General features: G+C 66.9%; 19 protein-coding genes. 12 read left to right on the forward strand and 7 right to left on the reverse strand.

All coding sequences use genetic code 11. From position 1 onward, the window contains the following. Window positions 1-145: 145 nt before the first annotated feature. From AC5QAH_RS01910 to AC5QAH_RS01925, 4 genes are all read left to right on the forward strand, one after another. Window positions 146-1,663: a fumarate hydratase gene (locus AC5QAH_RS01910; RefSeq protein ID WP_495232043.1), complete on the forward strand. Its 1,518-nt coding sequence runs from the start codon at window positions 146-148 to the stop codon at window positions 1,661-1,663. 117 nt (window positions 1,664-1,780) lie between these two features. Continuing rightward, entirely contained in the window at window positions 1,781-2,176 is a 396-nt protein-coding gene (locus AC5QAH_RS01915) for a hypothetical protein (protein ID WP_010486790.1), read from the forward strand. Between the two features lie 75 nt (window positions 2,177-2,251). Continuing rightward, window positions 2,252-2,587: a hypothetical protein gene (locus tag AC5QAH_RS01920; RefSeq protein ID WP_329766364.1), complete on the forward strand. Its 336-nt coding sequence runs from the start codon at window positions 2,252-2,254 to the stop codon at window positions 2,585-2,587. Between the two features lie 58 nt (window positions 2,588-2,645). Continuing rightward, entirely contained in the window at window positions 2,646-3,281 is a 636-nt protein-coding gene (locus AC5QAH_RS01925; RefSeq protein WP_049482402.1) for a glutathione S-transferase family protein, read from the forward strand. A gap of 73 nt (window positions 3,282-3,354) precedes the next feature. Here the strand turns inward: AC5QAH_RS01925 and arsC are convergent, their stop codons facing one another. The 3 genes from arsC to AC5QAH_RS01940 all read right to left on the reverse strand — a co-directional run bounded on the left by arsC (window position 3,355) and on the right by AC5QAH_RS01940 (window position 5,455). Beyond that, on the reverse strand, window positions 3,355-3,696 hold the full coding sequence (gene arsC, locus AC5QAH_RS01930) for an arsenate reductase (glutaredoxin) (protein ID WP_019337377.1): 342 nt from the start codon (window positions 3,694-3,696) through the stop codon (window positions 3,355-3,357). After that, window positions 3,696-4,850, reverse strand: a complete 1,155-nt coding sequence (locus AC5QAH_RS01935) for a phospholipase A (RefSeq protein ID WP_019337376.1) — start codon at window positions 4,848-4,850, stop codon at window positions 3,696-3,698. The genes arsC and AC5QAH_RS01935 overlap by 1 nt, the downstream gene beginning before the upstream one ends. Before the next feature lie 119 nt (window positions 4,851-4,969). After that, complete coding sequence (locus tag AC5QAH_RS01940; RefSeq protein ID WP_019337375.1) at window positions 4,970-5,455, reverse strand: DUF456 domain-containing protein; 486 nt, start codon at window positions 5,453-5,455, stop codon at window positions 4,970-4,972. 235 nt (window positions 5,456-5,690) lie between these two features. Here AC5QAH_RS01940 and AC5QAH_RS01945 point away from each other — a divergent pair, with 235 nt between their 5' ends. Continuing rightward, complete coding sequence (locus AC5QAH_RS01945) at window positions 5,691-5,900, forward strand: cold-shock protein (RefSeq protein WP_010486802.1); 210 nt, start codon at window positions 5,691-5,693, stop codon at window positions 5,898-5,900. 72 nt (window positions 5,901-5,972) lie between these two features. On the opposite strand, the gene AC5QAH_RS01950 is transcribed toward AC5QAH_RS01945, so the two are convergent. Both AC5QAH_RS01950 and AC5QAH_RS01955 read right to left on the reverse strand, forming a co-directional pair. After that, window positions 5,973-6,467, reverse strand: coding sequence for a glycine zipper 2TM domain-containing protein (locus AC5QAH_RS01950; protein WP_010486804.1), 495 nt, complete (start codon window positions 6,465-6,467; stop codon window positions 5,973-5,975). 136 nt (window positions 6,468-6,603) lie between these two features. Next, a complete protein-coding gene (locus AC5QAH_RS01955) occupies window positions 6,604-7,038 on the reverse strand; it encodes a cytochrome c (RefSeq protein WP_043401586.1) in 435 nt (144 codons plus the stop codon). Window positions 7,039-7,118: 80 nt separating this feature from the next. Between AC5QAH_RS01955 and AC5QAH_RS01960 the strand changes: the two genes are divergently transcribed. Further along, window positions 7,119-7,943 (forward strand): tRNA threonylcarbamoyladenosine dehydratase, encoded by an 825-nt coding sequence (locus AC5QAH_RS01960; RefSeq protein ID WP_010486808.1) that lies wholly within the window; start codon window positions 7,119-7,121, stop codon window positions 7,941-7,943. 33 nt (window positions 7,944-7,976) lie between these two features. On the opposite strand, the gene AC5QAH_RS01965 is transcribed toward AC5QAH_RS01960, so the two are convergent. Then, window positions 7,977-8,750 (reverse strand): TatD family hydrolase, encoded by a 774-nt coding sequence (locus tag AC5QAH_RS01965; RefSeq protein WP_010486810.1) that lies wholly within the window; start codon window positions 8,748-8,750, stop codon window positions 7,977-7,979. After that, window positions 8,747-8,965, reverse strand: coding sequence for a DUF6116 family protein (locus tag AC5QAH_RS01970; RefSeq protein WP_010486812.1), 219 nt, complete (start codon window positions 8,963-8,965; stop codon window positions 8,747-8,749). The genes AC5QAH_RS01965 and AC5QAH_RS01970 overlap by 4 nt, the downstream gene beginning before the upstream one ends. A 163-nt stretch (window positions 8,966-9,128) precedes the next feature. Between AC5QAH_RS01970 and AC5QAH_RS01975 the strand changes: the two genes are divergently transcribed. The 6 genes from AC5QAH_RS01975 (at window position 9,129) to AC5QAH_RS02000 (ending at window position 16,391) form a co-directional block, all read left to right on the forward strand. Next, window positions 9,129-9,974: a glycine zipper 2TM domain-containing protein gene (locus AC5QAH_RS01975; protein WP_010486814.1), complete on the forward strand. Its 846-nt coding sequence runs from the start codon at window positions 9,129-9,131 to the stop codon at window positions 9,972-9,974. Between the two features lie 125 nt (window positions 9,975-10,099). Next, window positions 10,100-10,639, forward strand: coding sequence for a GNAT family N-acetyltransferase (locus AC5QAH_RS01980; protein ID WP_010486816.1), 540 nt, complete (start codon window positions 10,100-10,102; stop codon window positions 10,637-10,639). A gap of 164 nt (window positions 10,640-10,803) precedes the next feature. Beyond that, window positions 10,804-11,460, forward strand: coding sequence for a glutathione S-transferase family protein (locus AC5QAH_RS01985; protein ID WP_043401620.1), 657 nt, complete (start codon window positions 10,804-10,806; stop codon window positions 11,458-11,460). A 77-nt stretch (window positions 11,461-11,537) separates the two neighbouring features. Further along, entirely contained in the window at window positions 11,538-13,817 is a 2,280-nt protein-coding gene (locus tag AC5QAH_RS01990; RefSeq protein ID WP_495232044.1) for a transketolase C-terminal domain-containing protein, read from the forward strand. Window positions 13,818-13,820: 3 nt separating this feature from the next. Beyond that, window positions 13,821-15,764 carry an asparagine synthase (glutamine-hydrolyzing) gene (asnB, locus tag AC5QAH_RS01995; RefSeq protein WP_071306009.1) on the forward strand — a complete coding sequence of 648 codons (1,944 nt, stop codon included), beginning with the start codon at window positions 13,821-13,823 and terminating at the stop codon, window positions 15,762-15,764. Between the two features lie 66 nt (window positions 15,765-15,830). Further along, on the forward strand, window positions 15,831-16,391 hold the full coding sequence (locus tag AC5QAH_RS02000; RefSeq protein ID WP_495232045.1) for an NADPH-dependent FMN reductase: 561 nt from the start codon (window positions 15,831-15,833) through the stop codon (window positions 16,389-16,391). Window positions 16,392-16,600: the final 209 nt, after the last annotated feature.

Below are 16,600 nucleotides of genomic sequence, written 5' to 3' on the forward strand. Positions count from 1 at the left end.
GGGCAAGGACGCCGCAGTGGCGCATGGCGTGACAGAGGGCTTGCGCGGATAGTGCCGGCCGGCGGCCGGCACTACCACCCCGCGGCCGGGGGAGGGGGTAAAATGGGCGGATTACCCCCGCCAGCCTCGAGCAAGCGAGCAAGACGTGACATCGATCAAGCAGGAAGACCTCATCCAGTCCATCGCCGACGCGCTGCAGTACATCTCGTACTACCACCCGGTCGACTACATCAAGAACCTTGCCGCCGCCTACGAGCGCGAGGAGTCGCCGGCCGCGAAGGAGGCGATGGCGCAGATCCTGATCAATTCGCGCATGTGCGCCGAAGGCCACCGTCCGATCTGCCAGGACACCGGCATCGTCACCGTGTTCCTGGAAATCGGCATGGACGTGCGTTGGGATGACGCCACCATGGGCGTGGAAGACATGGCCAATGAAGGCGTGCGCCGCGCCTACATGCACCCGGACAACAAGCTGCGCGCCTCGGTGCTGGCTGATCCGGCCGGCAAGCGCATCAACACCAGGGACAACACCCCGGGCGTGGTCAACGTCAAGGTGGTGCCGGGCAACACGGTCGACGTGATCGTCGCCGCCAAGGGCGGTGGCTCGGAAGCCAAGACCAAGTTCGCCATGCTCAATCCGTCCGACTCGATCGTCGACTGGGTGCTGAAGACCGTGCCGACCATGGGCGCCGGCTGGTGCCCGCCGGGCATGCTCGGCATCGGCATCGGCGGCACCGCCGAAAAGGCGATGCTGCTGGCCAAGGAAGCGCTGATGGAGCCGATCGACATCACCGAACTGCAGGCCCGTGGTGCGTCCAACCGCATCGAAGAGCTGCGCCTGGAGTTGTACGAGAAGGTCAATGCACTGGGTATCGGTGCGCAGGGCCTGGGTGGCCTGACCACCGTGCTCGACATCAAGATCAAGGATTACCCGACCCACGCGGCCAACCTGCCGGTGGCGATGATTCCGAACTGCGCGGCCACCCGCCATGCGCACTTCACCCTGGATGGCAGCGGCCCGGTGATGCTGGACCCGCCGTCGCTGGAAGACTGGCCGAAGCTGACCTACGATTCGTCCAAGGGCACCCGCGTGGACCTGGACACGATCACGCCGGAAGACGTGGCCAGCTGGAAGCCGGGCCAGACCCTGTTGCTCAATGGCAAGCTGCTGACCGGCCGCGATGCTGCGCACAAGCGCATGGTCGACATGCTCAACAAGGGCGAAGAACTGCCGGTCGATCTGAAGGGCCGCTTCATCTACTACGTCGGCCCGGTCGATCCGGTGCGCGACGAAGTGGTGGGCCCGGCCGGCCCGACCACGGCGACCCGCATGGACAAGTTCACCCGTCAGGTTCTGGAGCAGACCGGCCTGCTGGGCATGGTCGGCAAGGCCGAGCGCGGCCCGGCGGCGATCGAGGCGATCCGTGACAACAAGTCGGCCTACCTGATGGCCGTCGGTGGTTCGGCGTACCTGGTGTCCAAGGCGATCAAGGCGGCCAAGGTGGTCGGCTTCGCCGACCTGGGCATGGAAGCGATCTACGAGTTCACCGTGCAGGACATGCCGGTGACCGTGGCAGTGGATTCCACCGGCGAATCGGTACACAAGACCGGCCCGCGCGAATGGCAGGCCCGCATCGGCAAGATTCCGGTGGTGGTGGAGTAATCCTTCCACCCAGTGTCCAGACAGCGGCGCCCGTGTGGCGCCGTTGTTGTGTGCAGCCTGCCCGAGCGCGGCCTGCTCTGCTAACGTACTGGCCGGCGTACTGGAAGGGAGTCCATCGTGCTGCAGTGGTCGCGTGTTTTCGTGTTGCTGGTCGCTACGCTGGCGTGCAGCGCCTGCGGGCCACGTTATTTCGTCGAGCCACCCACCCACGAAGCGGGGAAGATCTGCGCGTCGGTCTGCGAGAGCCAGAAGGCGACGTGCGACTTCCACAACCGCGCCCGTGCCGAATCGGATCAGCGGAGCTGCGAAAGCGAGAAGAGCCGGATCATCAGCCGTTGCAGTGGTATCGCCGACGACAAGCAGCGGCACAACTGCGAAGGGGGCAACGGTGCCGGCAACTACTGCGGTCCCCCGGCGCTTCCTTCATGCAGTGCCCCGTACGCCCAGTGCCTGCTCTCCTGCGGCGGTACCGTGAATGACGTCCGCACCGACACTGGTATTCCCGTGTACTGATCGCGGCACGCGTAGGTGCCTGCACGGGTAACCGTAGTCTGCTAGGGTCGGCACTCCCCTGCACTGGATGTGCCCATGCGCCTGCATCGATCCGTCGCGGCTGTGTTCCTGCTGGTCCTGGCCGGCTGCAGCACAACGTCATCCTATGAAGGTGCGGATTTCTCCGCCTCCTCGCAGTGCCGCATGCAGTGCCAGGCCGACTATCGCAGCTGCATGGCGCGGGGCAGCACCGGCAACAGTGCCTTCAGCTGCGAGCAGCAGGTGGTGCCCGCGCCGGACAAGCGCTGCAAGGATGTCGCCAACCCCGAACTGCGCCGTGCCTGCGAACTGAAGGCGCATGACTGCACGATGCGCGCGCCGATGATGTCCTGTGGCGAACGCCGGGATTCCTGCATGAGCAGCTGCGGCTGAGCAACGATCGCGCGCGCGGGCGCATAATCGGCGGATCCACCTGCACAGGATCTTCCGCATGAGCACCACGCTGTATGGTTCGACCAGTACTGCCGCCCTCGTGGTGCATTGGCTGTTGATCGAGCTGGGCATCGAGCACGAGTTGGTGCTGCTGGATTTCGACGCGCGCGAGCACAAGTCGGCGGAGTACCTGGCGCTGAATCCGGCCGGTGTGGTGCCGACGCTGCTGATTGATGGCTTGGTACTGACCGAAGCGGCGGCCATTGCGTTGTACCTGGCTGATCGCCATCCGGACGCCAACCTGCTGCCCCCTGTGGGTACGCCACAGCGTGCCGATGCCTACCGATGGATGTTCTGGTGTGCCAATACGCTGCAGCCCGCCTATCGCGCCTGGTTCTACCCGCATGAAATGGCGGGGGAGGCGAATATCGAGGCGAGCCGCGAGATGGCCCGTCAGCGCCTTGAAGCGGCCTGGCAGCATGTCGCCACGCACCTGCAGGTGCATGGTCCCTACCTGCTGGGCGCCACGCCCTGCGTGGTCGACTACATGCTGGTGATGCTGATGCGCTGGTCGCGCGGCATGCCGAAGCCCAGCGACACCTGGCCGGTGCTGAAGGCGCATGCCACGTCGATGAAGGCGCGCCCGGCGTTCGCCGAGGTGTATCGCCGCGAGGGCATCACCGACTGGCGATAACCAAAAAAGGGGACGGAGGGAATTAAGTCGTTTGTGCACAAACGACTTAATTCCCCCCGTCCCCTTTTTCGGGCTAGAGGATCTCCAGCACCGTTTCCGGCGGGCGGCACAGCCGTGTGCCCTTGGGCGTGCGCACCACGGGGCGGTTGATCAGGCGCGGGTGTTCGGCCATCGAGGCCAGCAGCGTGGCCTCGTCCGCATCTTCCAGGCCCAGTTCGGCGAACTGCGATTCCTTGCTGCGCACCAGATCACGCGCGCTCAATCCGGATTCGGCCAGCACCTGGCGCAGTGTGGCCACATCGGGGGGATTGCCGAGGTACTCGATCACCTCCGGCTCGAAGCCCGCATCGCGGATCAGCTTCAGGGCGCCGCGCGAATTGCTGCAGGCCGGGTTATGCCAGATCGTCACGTCCATCAGAACCACTCCAGCAGCGACACGCCCACACCCACGTAGGTGGCTTTGTGGTTGTAGTCGATCAGGCTTTCGCCGTAGCCGTCGAAGATCTGCACATGGCCGCGCAGCAGGTTGCTGATCGGGAAGCCGTAATCCAGCTGCAGGGCGCCGTGCGAGCGGCTGCCGGTGCGCAGCGAATGACGCGCCATCAGCGAGACTTCATGGCCGTTGCGGTTCCAGGTCAGGGTCGCGTCACCGCGGCCCATGTAGTCCTCGATGTCCGGATTGTTGTCGTCGCTGCGGGTCTCGGGAATGCGGTACCACGGACGCAGCACCAGTGCCCAGTTCTCACGGTCCAGGCCGATGTTGAGCATCACCCGGTTCCAGCTGCGCGACAGCGGATCAGCGCGGCCGTTGGACTGATGGTTCAGTGCGATGCCGGTCATGCGCCCGCGCCAGCCACCGATCGAGTAGCCGTTGCGGAATACCATCATCACTTCCGGCTCGTAATTGGTTTCGCGGAACGGGCGCGAATCCTCGCCGTTGTAGGCCTGCCAGCGCGAGCTCTGGGTGTAGCCGGCCCAGATATCGCCGTTGTCGCCGAACAGGTTCTCGGCGATCTTGGTCTTGAAGCTGATCTGGAACTTCAGTTCGGCACTGTCGAGCACCTGCGGGGTGGTGACCGTGTTGGCCGGGTTCGGCGAATGCGGCGTGGTGTTGCGGTCGCTGGTCCAGAACGCCGGCAGCAGGTATACCGGCTTGTAGGCACGCAGCTGGAACGGGCCCAGCTTGGAGTCCTCGGCCAGCTCCCAGCGGCTGTCCAGCAGCGAACCGCGTCCGGCGTTGGCCAGCGCGCTGTCCGGTGCTGCCGGACGGAACAGGTCGCTGACCCGTTCGCGCAGTTTCTCTTCGCCCTGGCTCACGCGTGCGGTCTGGCGCTCTTCGCGACGGGCCTGCGCGGCCGCCTCGGCAGCGGCGTCGGCAGCCGCCGTGGCCTGCGGGGTGTGCGCGAACAGGCGGTCATAGCAGGCCAGGCGCGCGGCGTCGGTGGTGATGGCGGCACACGCCGCCGGCGAAGTGTCGGTGCTGGGCACGAATTCCTGCGCGGCCAGCGGCGCACTGGCCAGGGCCAGCGCCAGCGGAGCGAGGCGGGGAAGCAGCGGGGGGAGGGTCATTCCAGCAGGCCCTTCGGTGAATACGGGAATCGCACAGTGTGGCGGCTGTACCGGATCGCGGCCAGCCCCTACGGTTTATGCACGGCCACTGCGTGCGTGTAGCGTGAAGGCTGCACCGGTCACAGGAACCAGGCGAAGGCGAACAGCCCCAGCATCGCGATCACCACCGCCAGCTTCAGCGCCAGGCCGAGCAGGATGCCGAGCCAGGTGGCCAGGCCGACCTTGGTCGAGCGGCCCAGCTCGCGGGTGTGCCAGTACTCGCCGAGCAGGGCGCCGATCAACGGGCCGGCGAACAGGCCGATCGGCATGAAGAACAGGCCGACGATGCTGCCGAGGAACGTGCCCCATAGCGCCTTCCGGCTGGCGCCCACCCGTTGTGCGCCCACCACTGTGGCCAGCACGTCCGCCAGCAGCGAGAGCACGGTCAGTACACCCAGTGCGACCAGGGTTGGCCAGCCCACATGGGCGAAGCCGTCGGCCCAGGCCGCCAGCAGCAGTCCGATGAATACCAGCGGGATGCCGGGGAGGGCTGGCAGGATGATCCCGGCGATGCCGACCAGGACAAAAATGACCGCTAGCAGATATAAGATGAATGAGAGTCCCATGCTGTCCCGTATGGTGGCCGTTTTGGGGTTGACAGTGAAAGATTTTGCCAGTTGCTTTTTCGTTTTGGGCGGGTTAAGTTGCAGTCGCTGAGCTTGGCAAGGTCACCGTGGATCGTGGCCTGATGAAGCAAGATCTTCCCGATCCGCTGCATCGATGCACCTCGCTTCCCCCTTGCTTGTCAGCCGCCCACCAGGCGTTTCCAACAACAAGAGAGAGTCAAAGGGAGTTAGTGAGATGGCTGATCGCGAGACCGGTACCGTAAAGTGGTTCAATGATGCGAAGGGCTTCGGCTTCATCAGCCGGCAGAATGGCGAGGACGTGTTCGTGCACTTCCGCGCCATCGAGACCCAGGGCTTCAAGAGCCTCAAGGAAGGCCAGACTGTGAGCTTCGAAGTCGTGCAGGGCCAGAAGGGTCTGCAGGCTGACAAGGTGCAGCCGGTGTAATGCCCGCCGCCTGTCGGCATGAAAAAGGCCCGCGCAAGCGGGCCTTTTTCGTTGCGCATGGCCCGGTGCGGGTCAGCGCAGGATGACCTTGCCGTTGACCACGCGCACGTAGGTGTTTTCGCGGATGCCGCCGAGGTCACGCTGGTTGACCACGATGGTGCGGCCATCGTCCATGCGCACGCTGATGTCGTAGGTGTCGCTGGTCACGTTCTTCTGGATCTGGTTGCCGGCCAGCGCGCCACCGACTGCGCCCGCAGCGGCGGCGATGTTCTTGTTGCCACGGCTGCCACCGGTGTGGTCGGAGATCTCGTGGCCGGCCACGGCGCCGACGATGCCGCCCAGGATCGCGCCGGTCGCGCTGGGGGCGGTACGGCCGGACTGCACGGTATTGATGCGGGTGACGATGCCGCAGTCAGCGCAGCGGCCCTGGTTGTAACCGCCGTTGTTGCCGTAGCCGCCATTGTTGTAGCCGTTGTTGTAACCACCACCGCCGTAGCCAGGCGAGGTGGCACAGCCTGCCAGGGCGAGGGTAGCGATGGCGCTGGCGGCAATGAGCTGGATCTTCATGGGGCGTCTCCTGGCCGTGAAGGCGGGTGTCTGGGGTGGTACTGCGTCATGCAGCAGGGTGGACGAATCGTCTCCTTTCGAACGTGAACGACGCGCCAACCGTGCGTGCCTTGCCCGGCTGCAGGATGAATGCGGCTCAGCGGAAGTCCTGGTGGCAGGCGCGGCAGTCGGCCTGCACGGTTTCCACCACTTGGGCCAGGGCCGTGCAGTCGCTGGGCGGCGCGGCCAGGGCGGCGTTGAGGTTGCCACGCAGCTGGCTGGCATGCTGCTGGAACTGCGCGTTGTCCTTCAGCCCGGGAAAGGCCAGATCGAGGTCGTTGGACAGCAGGCGCAGGGCCTGCAGGCGCGGCACGCTGTCGGCCAGGCTGCAGCGGTTCTGCTGCTGGGCCTGCTGCAGCAGCTGCGATTGCCGTTGCATCACCTGCATCAGGCTGTCCGGGAACGGGTCGCGGCGCGCCTGCAGGGCGCGGCCCACCATCACCGTGGCGATCAGGCCGATCAACAGTCCCAGGCCGAGCACGAACAGATAGCGGTAGGCGGTGGACGGGCGGCGGGGTGGGCTGGCGTTCATGGCGGGCTCTCCGGGCGTGCAACGGTGGGTTCGATGCCGGCGCGCTGCAGGCGCTGGCGCCTGCACGTTAAAATAGCGGGATGAATGAACAGGTCAAACAACGCTTCGCCGGCATCGAACGGCTGTATGGCGTGGGTGCGCTCGAGCGCCTGCAGGGTAGCCGCGTGGCGGTGGTGGGCATGGGCGGCGTCGGCTCATGGGTGGTGGAAGCGCTGGCCCGCTCGGCGGTGGGCCACCTGACCCTGATCGATGCCGATGACATCTGCGTCTCCAACACCAACCGGCAGCTGCCGGCGATGGAAGGCAACTACGGCCGCAACAAGGCCGAGGCGATGGCCGAGCGCTGCCGCGCGATCAATCCGGATATCGAGGTCGATGCCGTGCAGGCGTTCCTGACCGTGTCGAACATGGCGGAGCTGCTGGACCGGGGCTTCGATCTGGTGATCGATGCCTGCGACAGCTTCCGGGTCAAGGTCGAGACGATTGCCTGGTGCCGTCGCCGCAAGCTGCCGCTGCTGACCGTCGGTGCCGCCGGTGGCCGTACCGATCCGACCCTGGTGCGCATCCGCGACGTCTCGCGCACCGAGCACGACGCCATGCTGGCGCTGATCCGCAAGAAGCTGCGCAGCGAGTTCAATTTCCCGAAGAACGCCAAGCGCTATTTCGGTGTGCCGGCAGTTTATTCGCTGGAGAACGTGAAGTATCCGCAGGCTGATGGCAGCGTCTGTGGCATCCGCCCGAACCTCGGCGCCGATGCGGCGTTGAAGCTGGACTGCGGCGCCGGCCTGGGTGCGGCGACCCATATCACTGGCGCGTTCGCGTTCGCGGCGGTGGGCAAGGCGCTGGAAATGCTGCTGGAGCCGAAGAAAGTGAAGGCCGAAGCGGTAGAGGCCAGCGAGGTGTGATGGATCGTGCCGGCCAGCGGCCGGCACCTACCGTTACATTGCCGGCAGCGCGAACAGGCGTCGTGCATTCTCCGTCGTGGCCTGGGCCACTGCGTCCAGCTCCATCCCGCGCAGCGCGGCCACGTGGCGGGCGATGACCGCCAGCCGTGCCGGTTCGTTGCGCTGGCCGCGGATGCCGGCGTCAGGCTGGTCGGGCGCGTCGGTCTCCAGCAGCAGCTGTTCCAGCGGCATGTCGCGCACCAGCCGCTGCAGGCGCTGCGCGCGTTCGTAGGTCAACGGGCCGCCGAGCCCGAGCAGGAAGCCCTGCCGGTGCAGTTGTGCCGCCTGTTCCGGACTGCCGGAAAAGCTGTGCACCACGCCGCGCAGGCCGCCGATGCGACGGATCGCGGCGATCACCACGTCCACCGCGCGCCGCGCATGCACGATCACCGGCAGCTCGAACTCACGGGCCAGTTGCAGCTGGCCGATGAAGTACGCCTGCTGCGTCTCGGCATCCAGGCCTTCGACAAAGAAGTCCAGGCCGCATTCGCCGATCGCGCAGGGGCGTTCGCGCTCGATCCACTCGCGCAGCAGCGGCAGGTGGCCGGGCCGGTGCTCGGACAGGAACATCGGGTGCAGGCCGTAGGCCGGGTACAGCCCCGGCGCCTGCTGGCAGACCTCCCGCAGCTTCGGCCAGCTGGCCGCCGTCACCGCCGGCACCACCTGCAGGCGCACGCCAGCGGCCTGCGCGCGTGCGATCACGGCGGCGCGGTCACTGTCGAACCCGCCGGCATCGAGATGGCAGTGGCTGTCGACCAGCAGGCTCAACGCTGTTCCAGCGACGGCGGCGCTGTGGCGGTGTTGCGGCTTTTCCAGTTGGCCAGCAGCAGGGTGCCGAAGCCCAGCACCAGTTCATCGACGAACGGGATCGGGTCGGGGATGAACAGGGTCAGCACGAACAGGCCTGCGGTGAGCTTGAACAGGGTGGGGTAGCGCAGCCGGCGCGCCCATTGCAGTACCGGCAGCAGCATCGGGTTGGCCATGGCGGGGGTCCTCCTGGGGAATATGCAAACGCTACCACGGGCCCAGCATTTCCCGATGCTGAATGGGTTACGGGAATGAGCAGGAAATGTGGAGATTCCGTTCAGGCAGCGCATGCTGCAATCTGGTCCGAGAACGTTGCGGATGGTCCGCAAGGAGCAGGTCATGAAAAGCACAACTACAACTGTCCTGGTCGCAGCGGGCGCGCTGCTGGTCGGTGGTATCGCCACCGCCGCCTTCATGAAGAGCGGCGACACGTCGCCTGATTCCATCAGCGCCGGAACCCCCAATGGCGAATCGCGCCTGGTCGATGGCAACGCCACTGACGATGGCGCGCGTGGTGACACGCTCGACCCGTCGGCACCGCGTGGGCTGGAATATGCCGATGTGCTGAAGGTCGACCCGATCACCGAGAAGCAGAAGGCCTACGCCACCGTGATCGGCACCGATGCGGTGCGCGAGACCTCCACCACCCAGACACCGCATGAAGTCTGCCAGGACGTGACGGTGCAGGAGCGCCTGCCGGAACGTGACGGCAACGTCGGCGGCACCGTGGTCGGTGCTGTGGTGGGTGGCCTGCTGGGCAACCAGGTCGGCGGTGGTAACGGCAAGAAGGCCGCGACCGCGGCCGGTGCCGTGGCCGGTGGCTTCATCGGCAACCAGATCGACAAGCGCCACGTGGGTGGCCGCGTGGTCAACCGTACCGAGCGCCAGTGCCACACCGAGACCGCAACCTCCGAGTCGAGCCGTGTTACCGGCTACAACGTGACCTACCGCAACGAGGACGGCACCACCGGCACCATGCGCATGGCCAGCAAGCCGGGTAACCGCATCGCCATGGGCACCAACGACGTGGTGAAGGGCTACAACGTGACCTATCGCTACGACGGCGCCGAGAAGACCGTGCGCATGGACAACAAGCCGGCCAGCGATCGCCTGCCGGTGGTCGATGGCCAGCTGGTCACGCAGACCGCTGCCGCCGGTGCCACTGCGGCCACCACGCGCCAGTAATCTGGAAGCAGCATGCAGTACCCCACGGGCCGGCTCATGCCGGCCCGTTTCGTTGCAGCCGGCGAATTCATCCGTGCGGAGCGCGAATCCACCATCATGGACGCTTCCTTCGACATGGAGCCGGCATGAGTATTTTCGACCTGCGCATCGAAACAGAGCGCCTGATCCTGCGCCCACTGCTGCGCGAGGACTACGAACCTTACCTGGCGTTCTGCGCCGACGAGGAAACGATGCGCACCCTCGGTGGCGTGCAGCCGCCTTCGGTGGCCTGGCGTGGCTTCTGCAGCCTGGCCGGCGCCTGGCAGCTGTTTGGCTTCTCGATGTTCAGCGTGATCGAGAAATCCAGCGGTGACTGGATCGGGCGCATGGGTCCATGGCAACCGCAGGACTGGCCCGGTACCGAGGTCGGCTGGGGCATCCGCCATGCCAGCTGGGGCAGGGGCTATGCGCCGGAAGCTGCGGTCGCCGCGATCGACTGGGCGTTCGACACGCTCGGGTGGGATGAGGTGATCCACACCATCGCCGAGAACAACGACAACTCGCGGGCGGTCGCGCGCAAGCTCGGCAGCACGATGCTGCGCATGGGGGAGCTGCCAGCGCCGTACAACGACAAGCCGATGCAGATCTGGGGCCAGTCGCGCGAGCAGTGGCGGCAGCGCCGTTGACGGTTGTAGAGCCGAGCCCACGCTCGGCTGCCGTTCGCCAAATGCAGCCGAGCATGGGCTCGGCTCTACAGATTGTCCGCATGCTGCACCCGCGCTTGGCATTCACCGGCGTGCTTGCCAGACTGCACGCAGCCGGCCGCCGGCCGGACGTGATGGAGCAGGCAATGGTGGAAGAGCGCGTCCCGCTGACGGTGCATGGCATGTCGGTCTCGGGCAATTGCCACAAGGTCCGCCTGCTGCTGGAGCAGCTCGGCAGCCGTTACCGCTGGGTGGAAGTGGACAGTGCCCACGGCCAGACCCATACCCCTGAATTCCTGGCGCTCAACCCGAATGCCAAGGTGCCGCTGATCGTCCGCGACGATGGCCGCGTGCTGACCGAATCCAACGCGATCCTGTTCTGGCTGGCCGAAGGCACGCCGTACCTGCCTACTGATGGTTGGGAGCGCGCGCAGGCGTTGAGCTGGATGTTCTTCGAGCAGTACACGCACGAGCCGTGCGTGGCAGTGGCGCGCTTCATCCGCGGCTGGACCGCGCCCGAATCGCCGCGCCGCGCCGAACTGCCACGCCTGCACGAGCGCGCCGCCACCGCGCTGGCGGTGATGGAGCAGCACCTGCGCCAGGCGCAATGGTTCACCGGCAGCGGATACGGCATCGCCGATATCGCCCTATTTGCCTATACCGATGTGGCGGGCGAGGGCGGCATCAGCCTGGAACCATTCCCGGAAGTTCGCGCCTGGCTGCAGCGCGTGCGTGAGCAGCCGCGCTTCCTGCCGATGCCGGCGGTGACCGCCGAAGTGCGCTCGCGATTCGAGGCCGCGTGACTCTCGCCAAGGTGACCCCCACAGGGTAGCGCCGGGCCATGCCCGGCGGAATGCAACAACGACACGGAGGGTGTTCGATGTTCGCTGTGGTTCCAGATCCGATTCCCGCACGCATGCGCGTGCTCAACCGCGCCGAAGTGTGCGACGTCAACTTCCTCGATGCGGTGCGTGGCTGGCGCGGCACCCCGCGCCCGCGCCCGGCACCGGATGCGCCGATCCTGCCGGGCAGCACGCTCACCGCCGCTGCTTTCGGCGAACTGTTCGACTCGCAGCTGGCCAGCCGCCAGCTGGACCTGATGGCACGCGTGCTGCGCGTGCAGAACAAGGTCTTCTACACCATCGGTTCCTCCGGCCATGAAGGCAATGCACTGCTGGCGCGGGCCTGCCGGCATACCGATCCCGCCTTCCTGCACTATCGCTCCGGTGCCTTCATGGCTGAGCGTTCGCGCCAGGTGCCGGGTATCGACCCGCTGCGCGATGCCGCGCTGTCCTTCGCCGCCAGCGCGGATGATCCGGCCAGCGGTGGCCGCCACAAGGTGTGGGGCAGCAAGCCATTGTGGGTGCTGCCGCAGACCTCGACGATTGCTTCGCACCTGCCGAAGGCGCTGGGCACCGCGCTGGCCATCGAGAGCGGCAAGCGGTTGGGGCAGGCGCTGCCGGTTCCCACCGATAGCATCGTGCTGTGCTCGTTCGGGGATGCCTCGGCCAACCATGCCACCGCGCAGACCGCGTTCAATACCGCGATGTGGTCGGCCTACCAGAAGCTGCCGGCGCCGATCCTGTTCGTCTGCGAGGACAACGGGCTGGGCATTTCGGTGAAGACGCCGGACGGCTGGATTGCCGAGCGCTTCGGCCGGCAGCCGGGGCTCGACTATTTCTTCGCCGATGGCCTGGACCTGGCCACCGGGCATGCCCAGGTGCAGGCCGCGGTGGAACATTGCCGGCGCACGCGGCGGCCGACCTTCCTGCATCTGCGTACCACGCGCCTGATGGGCCATGCCGGCACCGACTTTGAAGTGGAATGGCGCGCGCTGCCGGAGCTGTGCGCGGCCGAGGCGCAGGATCCACTGCTGCGCTCGGCGCAGATCGCGATGGAATCGGGCTGGATGGATGCAGCCGCCATCGAAGTGGCCTACGAAACGATGCGCGCGCGCTGCATGGCGGCGGCCGCCGACGCCGAAGGCCACCCGACGCTGCAGTCGCTGCAGGACGTGATGGCGCCGCTGGCGCCGTACACACCGGCGGCGGTGCAGGCTGAAGCGCGGCGCGAGGTGCCCGCCGAGATGCGCGAAGCGCTGTATGGCGGTGCGGAGACCCTGCCTGAGCGGCAGGCGCCACGGCACCTCGCCATCCAGATCAACCACGGCCTGCAGGAGCTGCTGGCGAAGTATCCGCAGAGCCTGCTGTTCGGCGAGGACGTCGCGCAGAAGGGCGGTGTCTACACCGTCACCAAGGATCTGCTGCGCCGCTTCGGCCCACGTCGGGTGTTCAACACCCTGCTGGACGAGACCATGATCCTGGGCATGGCGCAGGGCCTGGCCAACATGGGCATGCTGCCGATTCCGGAGATCCAGTACCTGGCCTACCTGCACAACGCCATCGACCAGGTGCGCGGCGAAGCGTGTTCGTTGCAGTTCTTCTCCAATGACCAGTACCGCAATCCGATGCTGGTGCGGGTGGCCGGGCTGGGCTACCAGAAGGGCTTCGGTGGCCACTTCCACAACGACAATTCAATCACGGCGCTGCGCGACATTCCCGGCCTGGTGGTCGGTTGCCCGTCGCGTGGCGACGATGCGGTGATGATGCTGCGCACGCTGGCGGCGCTGGCCCGGGTGGATGGACGTGTGGCGGTGTTCCTGGAGCCCATTGCACTGTACATGAGCAAGGACCTGCATGAGCCGGGCGATGGCCAGTGGCTGTTCGACTACCCGGACCAGGGCCAGGCGCTGGTACCGGGTGAAGGCCGGGTCTATGCGCCGGAGGCAGGCGACCTGGTGGTCTACACCTATGGCAACGGCGTGCCGATGGCGCTGCGCGCGGCGCGGGCGATCGAGCAGCAGCTGGGCTGGCAGGTGCGGGTGGTCGACCTGCGCTGGCTGGTGCCGCTGGATGCCGGCTTCATCGCCAGCCAGGCCGCCAGTGCACGGCGGGTACTGGTGCTGGACGAGGGCCGCCACAGTGGCGGGGTGGGCGAGGGCGTGGTCACGGCACTGGTCGAGGCCGGTTTCGGCCACCTGCCGCTGCGCCGGGTCTGCGGTGCCGATACCTATACCCCGCTGGCGGGGGCAGCAATGTTCGGGCTTCCAAGCGACAATGCGGTGATTGGCGCCGCCCTTGAACTGGCGCAGGAACCTTGATGCATGTGTGGATTGGCGGGAATGTTGTTGCCGGCGCCTGTGGCGTCGGCCGAAGTGCTGCAGGCGCAGGTCCTGGCCATGGGCGAGGCGCTGCACCACCGCGGGCCGGATGATGGCGGCAGCTGGGCCGATGCCGGGGCAGGCATCGCGCTGGCGCACCGTCGGCTGAGCATTCTCGACCTGTCGCCGCTGGGCCACCAGCCGATGGCCTCGTCCGATGGTCGCTACGTGATGGCCTACAACGGCGAGGTCTACAACTTTGCCGCCCTGCGTGCCGAACTGGAGCCGCTGGGGCATGCCTTCCGTGGTCACTCCGACACCGAGGTGCTGCTGGCAGCGATCCTGCAATGGGGCATCGAGGACACCCTGCAGCGCTGCAACGGCATGTTCGCCATCGCGCTGTGGGACCGCCAGCAGCAGTGCCTGTGGCTGGCCCGCGATCGAGTTGGCAAGAAGCCGCTGTACTACGGCTGGGCCGGTGACACCCTGGTGTTCGGTTCCGAACTGAAGGCGCTGTGGCAGCACCCGGCGTTCGACAACGACATCGACCGCGACGCACTGACCCTGTTGCTGCGGTTGGACTACATTCCGGCCCCGCACAGCATCCACCAGCGCTGCTACAAGCTGATGCCGGGCCGCGTGCTGCGACTGGATGCCGAAGCCGTCGCGGCGGGTGCATCGGCGCACCGCCCGGAACAGGCGCAGCGCCCTTACTGGGATGCGCGGGCACGCATGCAGGCGGCGCTGGCCGCGCCGTTCCAGGGCCGCATCGAGGAGGCCGAGGAACAGCTGGACGGGCTGCTGCGCGACGCAGTGGCGCTGCGCATGGTGGCCGACGTGCCGGTGGGGGTGTTCCTGTCCGGCGGCACCGATTCATCGCTGGTGGCCGCGCTGATGCAGGCACAGAGCGGTCAGCCGGTGCACAGCTTCAGTATCGGCTTCACCGGTTCGGGCCACGACGAGGCGCCGCTGGCCAAGGAACTGGCCGCGCATCTGGGCTGTGACCACACCGAACTCTACGTCAGCGGTGCCGATGCACTGGCGGTGGTGCCGCAGTTGCCGGCAATGTTCGACGAACCCTTCGCTGATGCCTCGCAGGTGCCGACCGCGCTGGTCGCCCGCCTGGCGCGGCAGGGCGTAACCGTCGCGCTGTCCGGCGATGGTGGTGACGAGCTGTTCTTCGGCTATACCCGCTATGTGCGCGCGCTGCGCAACTGGCAGATGCTGGGCCGCGTGCCAGGGCCGCTGCGGCGTTGGATGGGCGCGCGCTCCCAGCAGCAGGGCGAGGCCTCGCGTACCGGCGGCCTGGCCGCGCTGTTGGCCGAGTCCGGCGCGCGGGGCATCGGTGACGTGTACCGCAACCGCATCTCGCGCTGGCGCGACCCGACGGCGGCAGTGCCGGGCGCGCAGGCTGCCGGCAGCTTCTACGACCTGGCCGATCCGTTGCACGGCGCCGGCACACCGGCCGACGCGATGATGCTGGCCGATTACGTGACCTACCTGCCGGATGACCTGCTGTGCAAGGTCGACCGCACCTCGATGGCGGTCAGCCTGGAGGCACGCGCGCCGCTGCTGGACTGGCGCGTGGCCGAGTTCGCCTGGTCGCTGCCGCTGGGCTTCAAGCGCAGCGAAACCACCAGCAAGGTGCTGCTCAAGCGCGTTCTTGGCCGCTACGCGCCGCAGTCGATGGTGCACCGGCCCAAGCGCGGGTTCGGTGCGCCGGTCAGCGACTGGCTGAAGGGCGACCTGCGGCCGTGGGCCGAAGACCTGCTGCAGCCGGCTCGCCTGGAGCGCGAAGGCGTGTTGTCGGCGGCGGCGGTGCAGCCGCTGTGGCAGCAGTTCCTGGGCGGCCAGCGCAAGTGGCATACCCACCTGTGGAACGTGCTGATGTTCCAGGCCTGGCAGGCGCATTGGCGGCAGGTGCGGGCCGGCGTGACCGGGGGCTGATCTTCACCGGACGGCACGGGCCCGGCGTCTACGCTGGACCTCCCGCACCGTGAGGAGTATGACCCGATGTCCGTCCCCACCATCGCCGTGTTCGTCGGCAGCCTGCGCAAGGAGTCCTGCAACCGCAGGCTGGCCCATGCGCTGGAGAAGATCGCCGGCGACCGTGCACGCTTCCAGTACGTGCAGATCGGTGATCTGCCGCTGTACGACCAGGATTTCGATGGCCAGTACCCGCCGCAGGGCACCCGGCTGAAGGATCAGGTGCGCGCCGCCGACGCGGTGCTGTTCGTGACCCCTGAATACAACCGGTCCGTGCCCGGCGTACTGAAGAACGCCATCGATATCGGCTCCCGCCCGTATGGCGACAGCGCGTTTTCCGGCAAGCCCGCGGCGGTGATCGGCGCCTCCATCGGCCAGATCGGCACCGCCGTGGCCCAGCAGCACCTGCGCAACAGCCTGGCCTTCCTGGACATGCACGTGCTCGGCCAGCCCGAGGCGTTCATTCATTTCATGGACGGCCTGATCGATGCCGATGGCACGGTCCACAACGAAGGCACGCAGAAGTTCCTGCAGGGCTATGTGGACCGGTTCCTGGCGCTGATCGCGGTTCACGTCAAGGGCGATTGACGCCAGCGGTTGCCACCCCCATCTGCGATAATGCCCGCTCGGGTGCCGCAACGGCGCCCGTCGCAGGCAGTGCGACGCCCCCACGCCAATTTGGCCAGGCACCGGCGGATATCCCCCGTTTCTCCACGGCTTATCCACAGGCTTGTCCATGGCCGCCGGGGTCGGCGCATGCCTACACTCGTCCGGCCCACTTTTGCAGGAAACACCGC

It is taken from the genome of Stenotrophomonas sp. YJH_SMC_43, assembly GCF_059372535.1.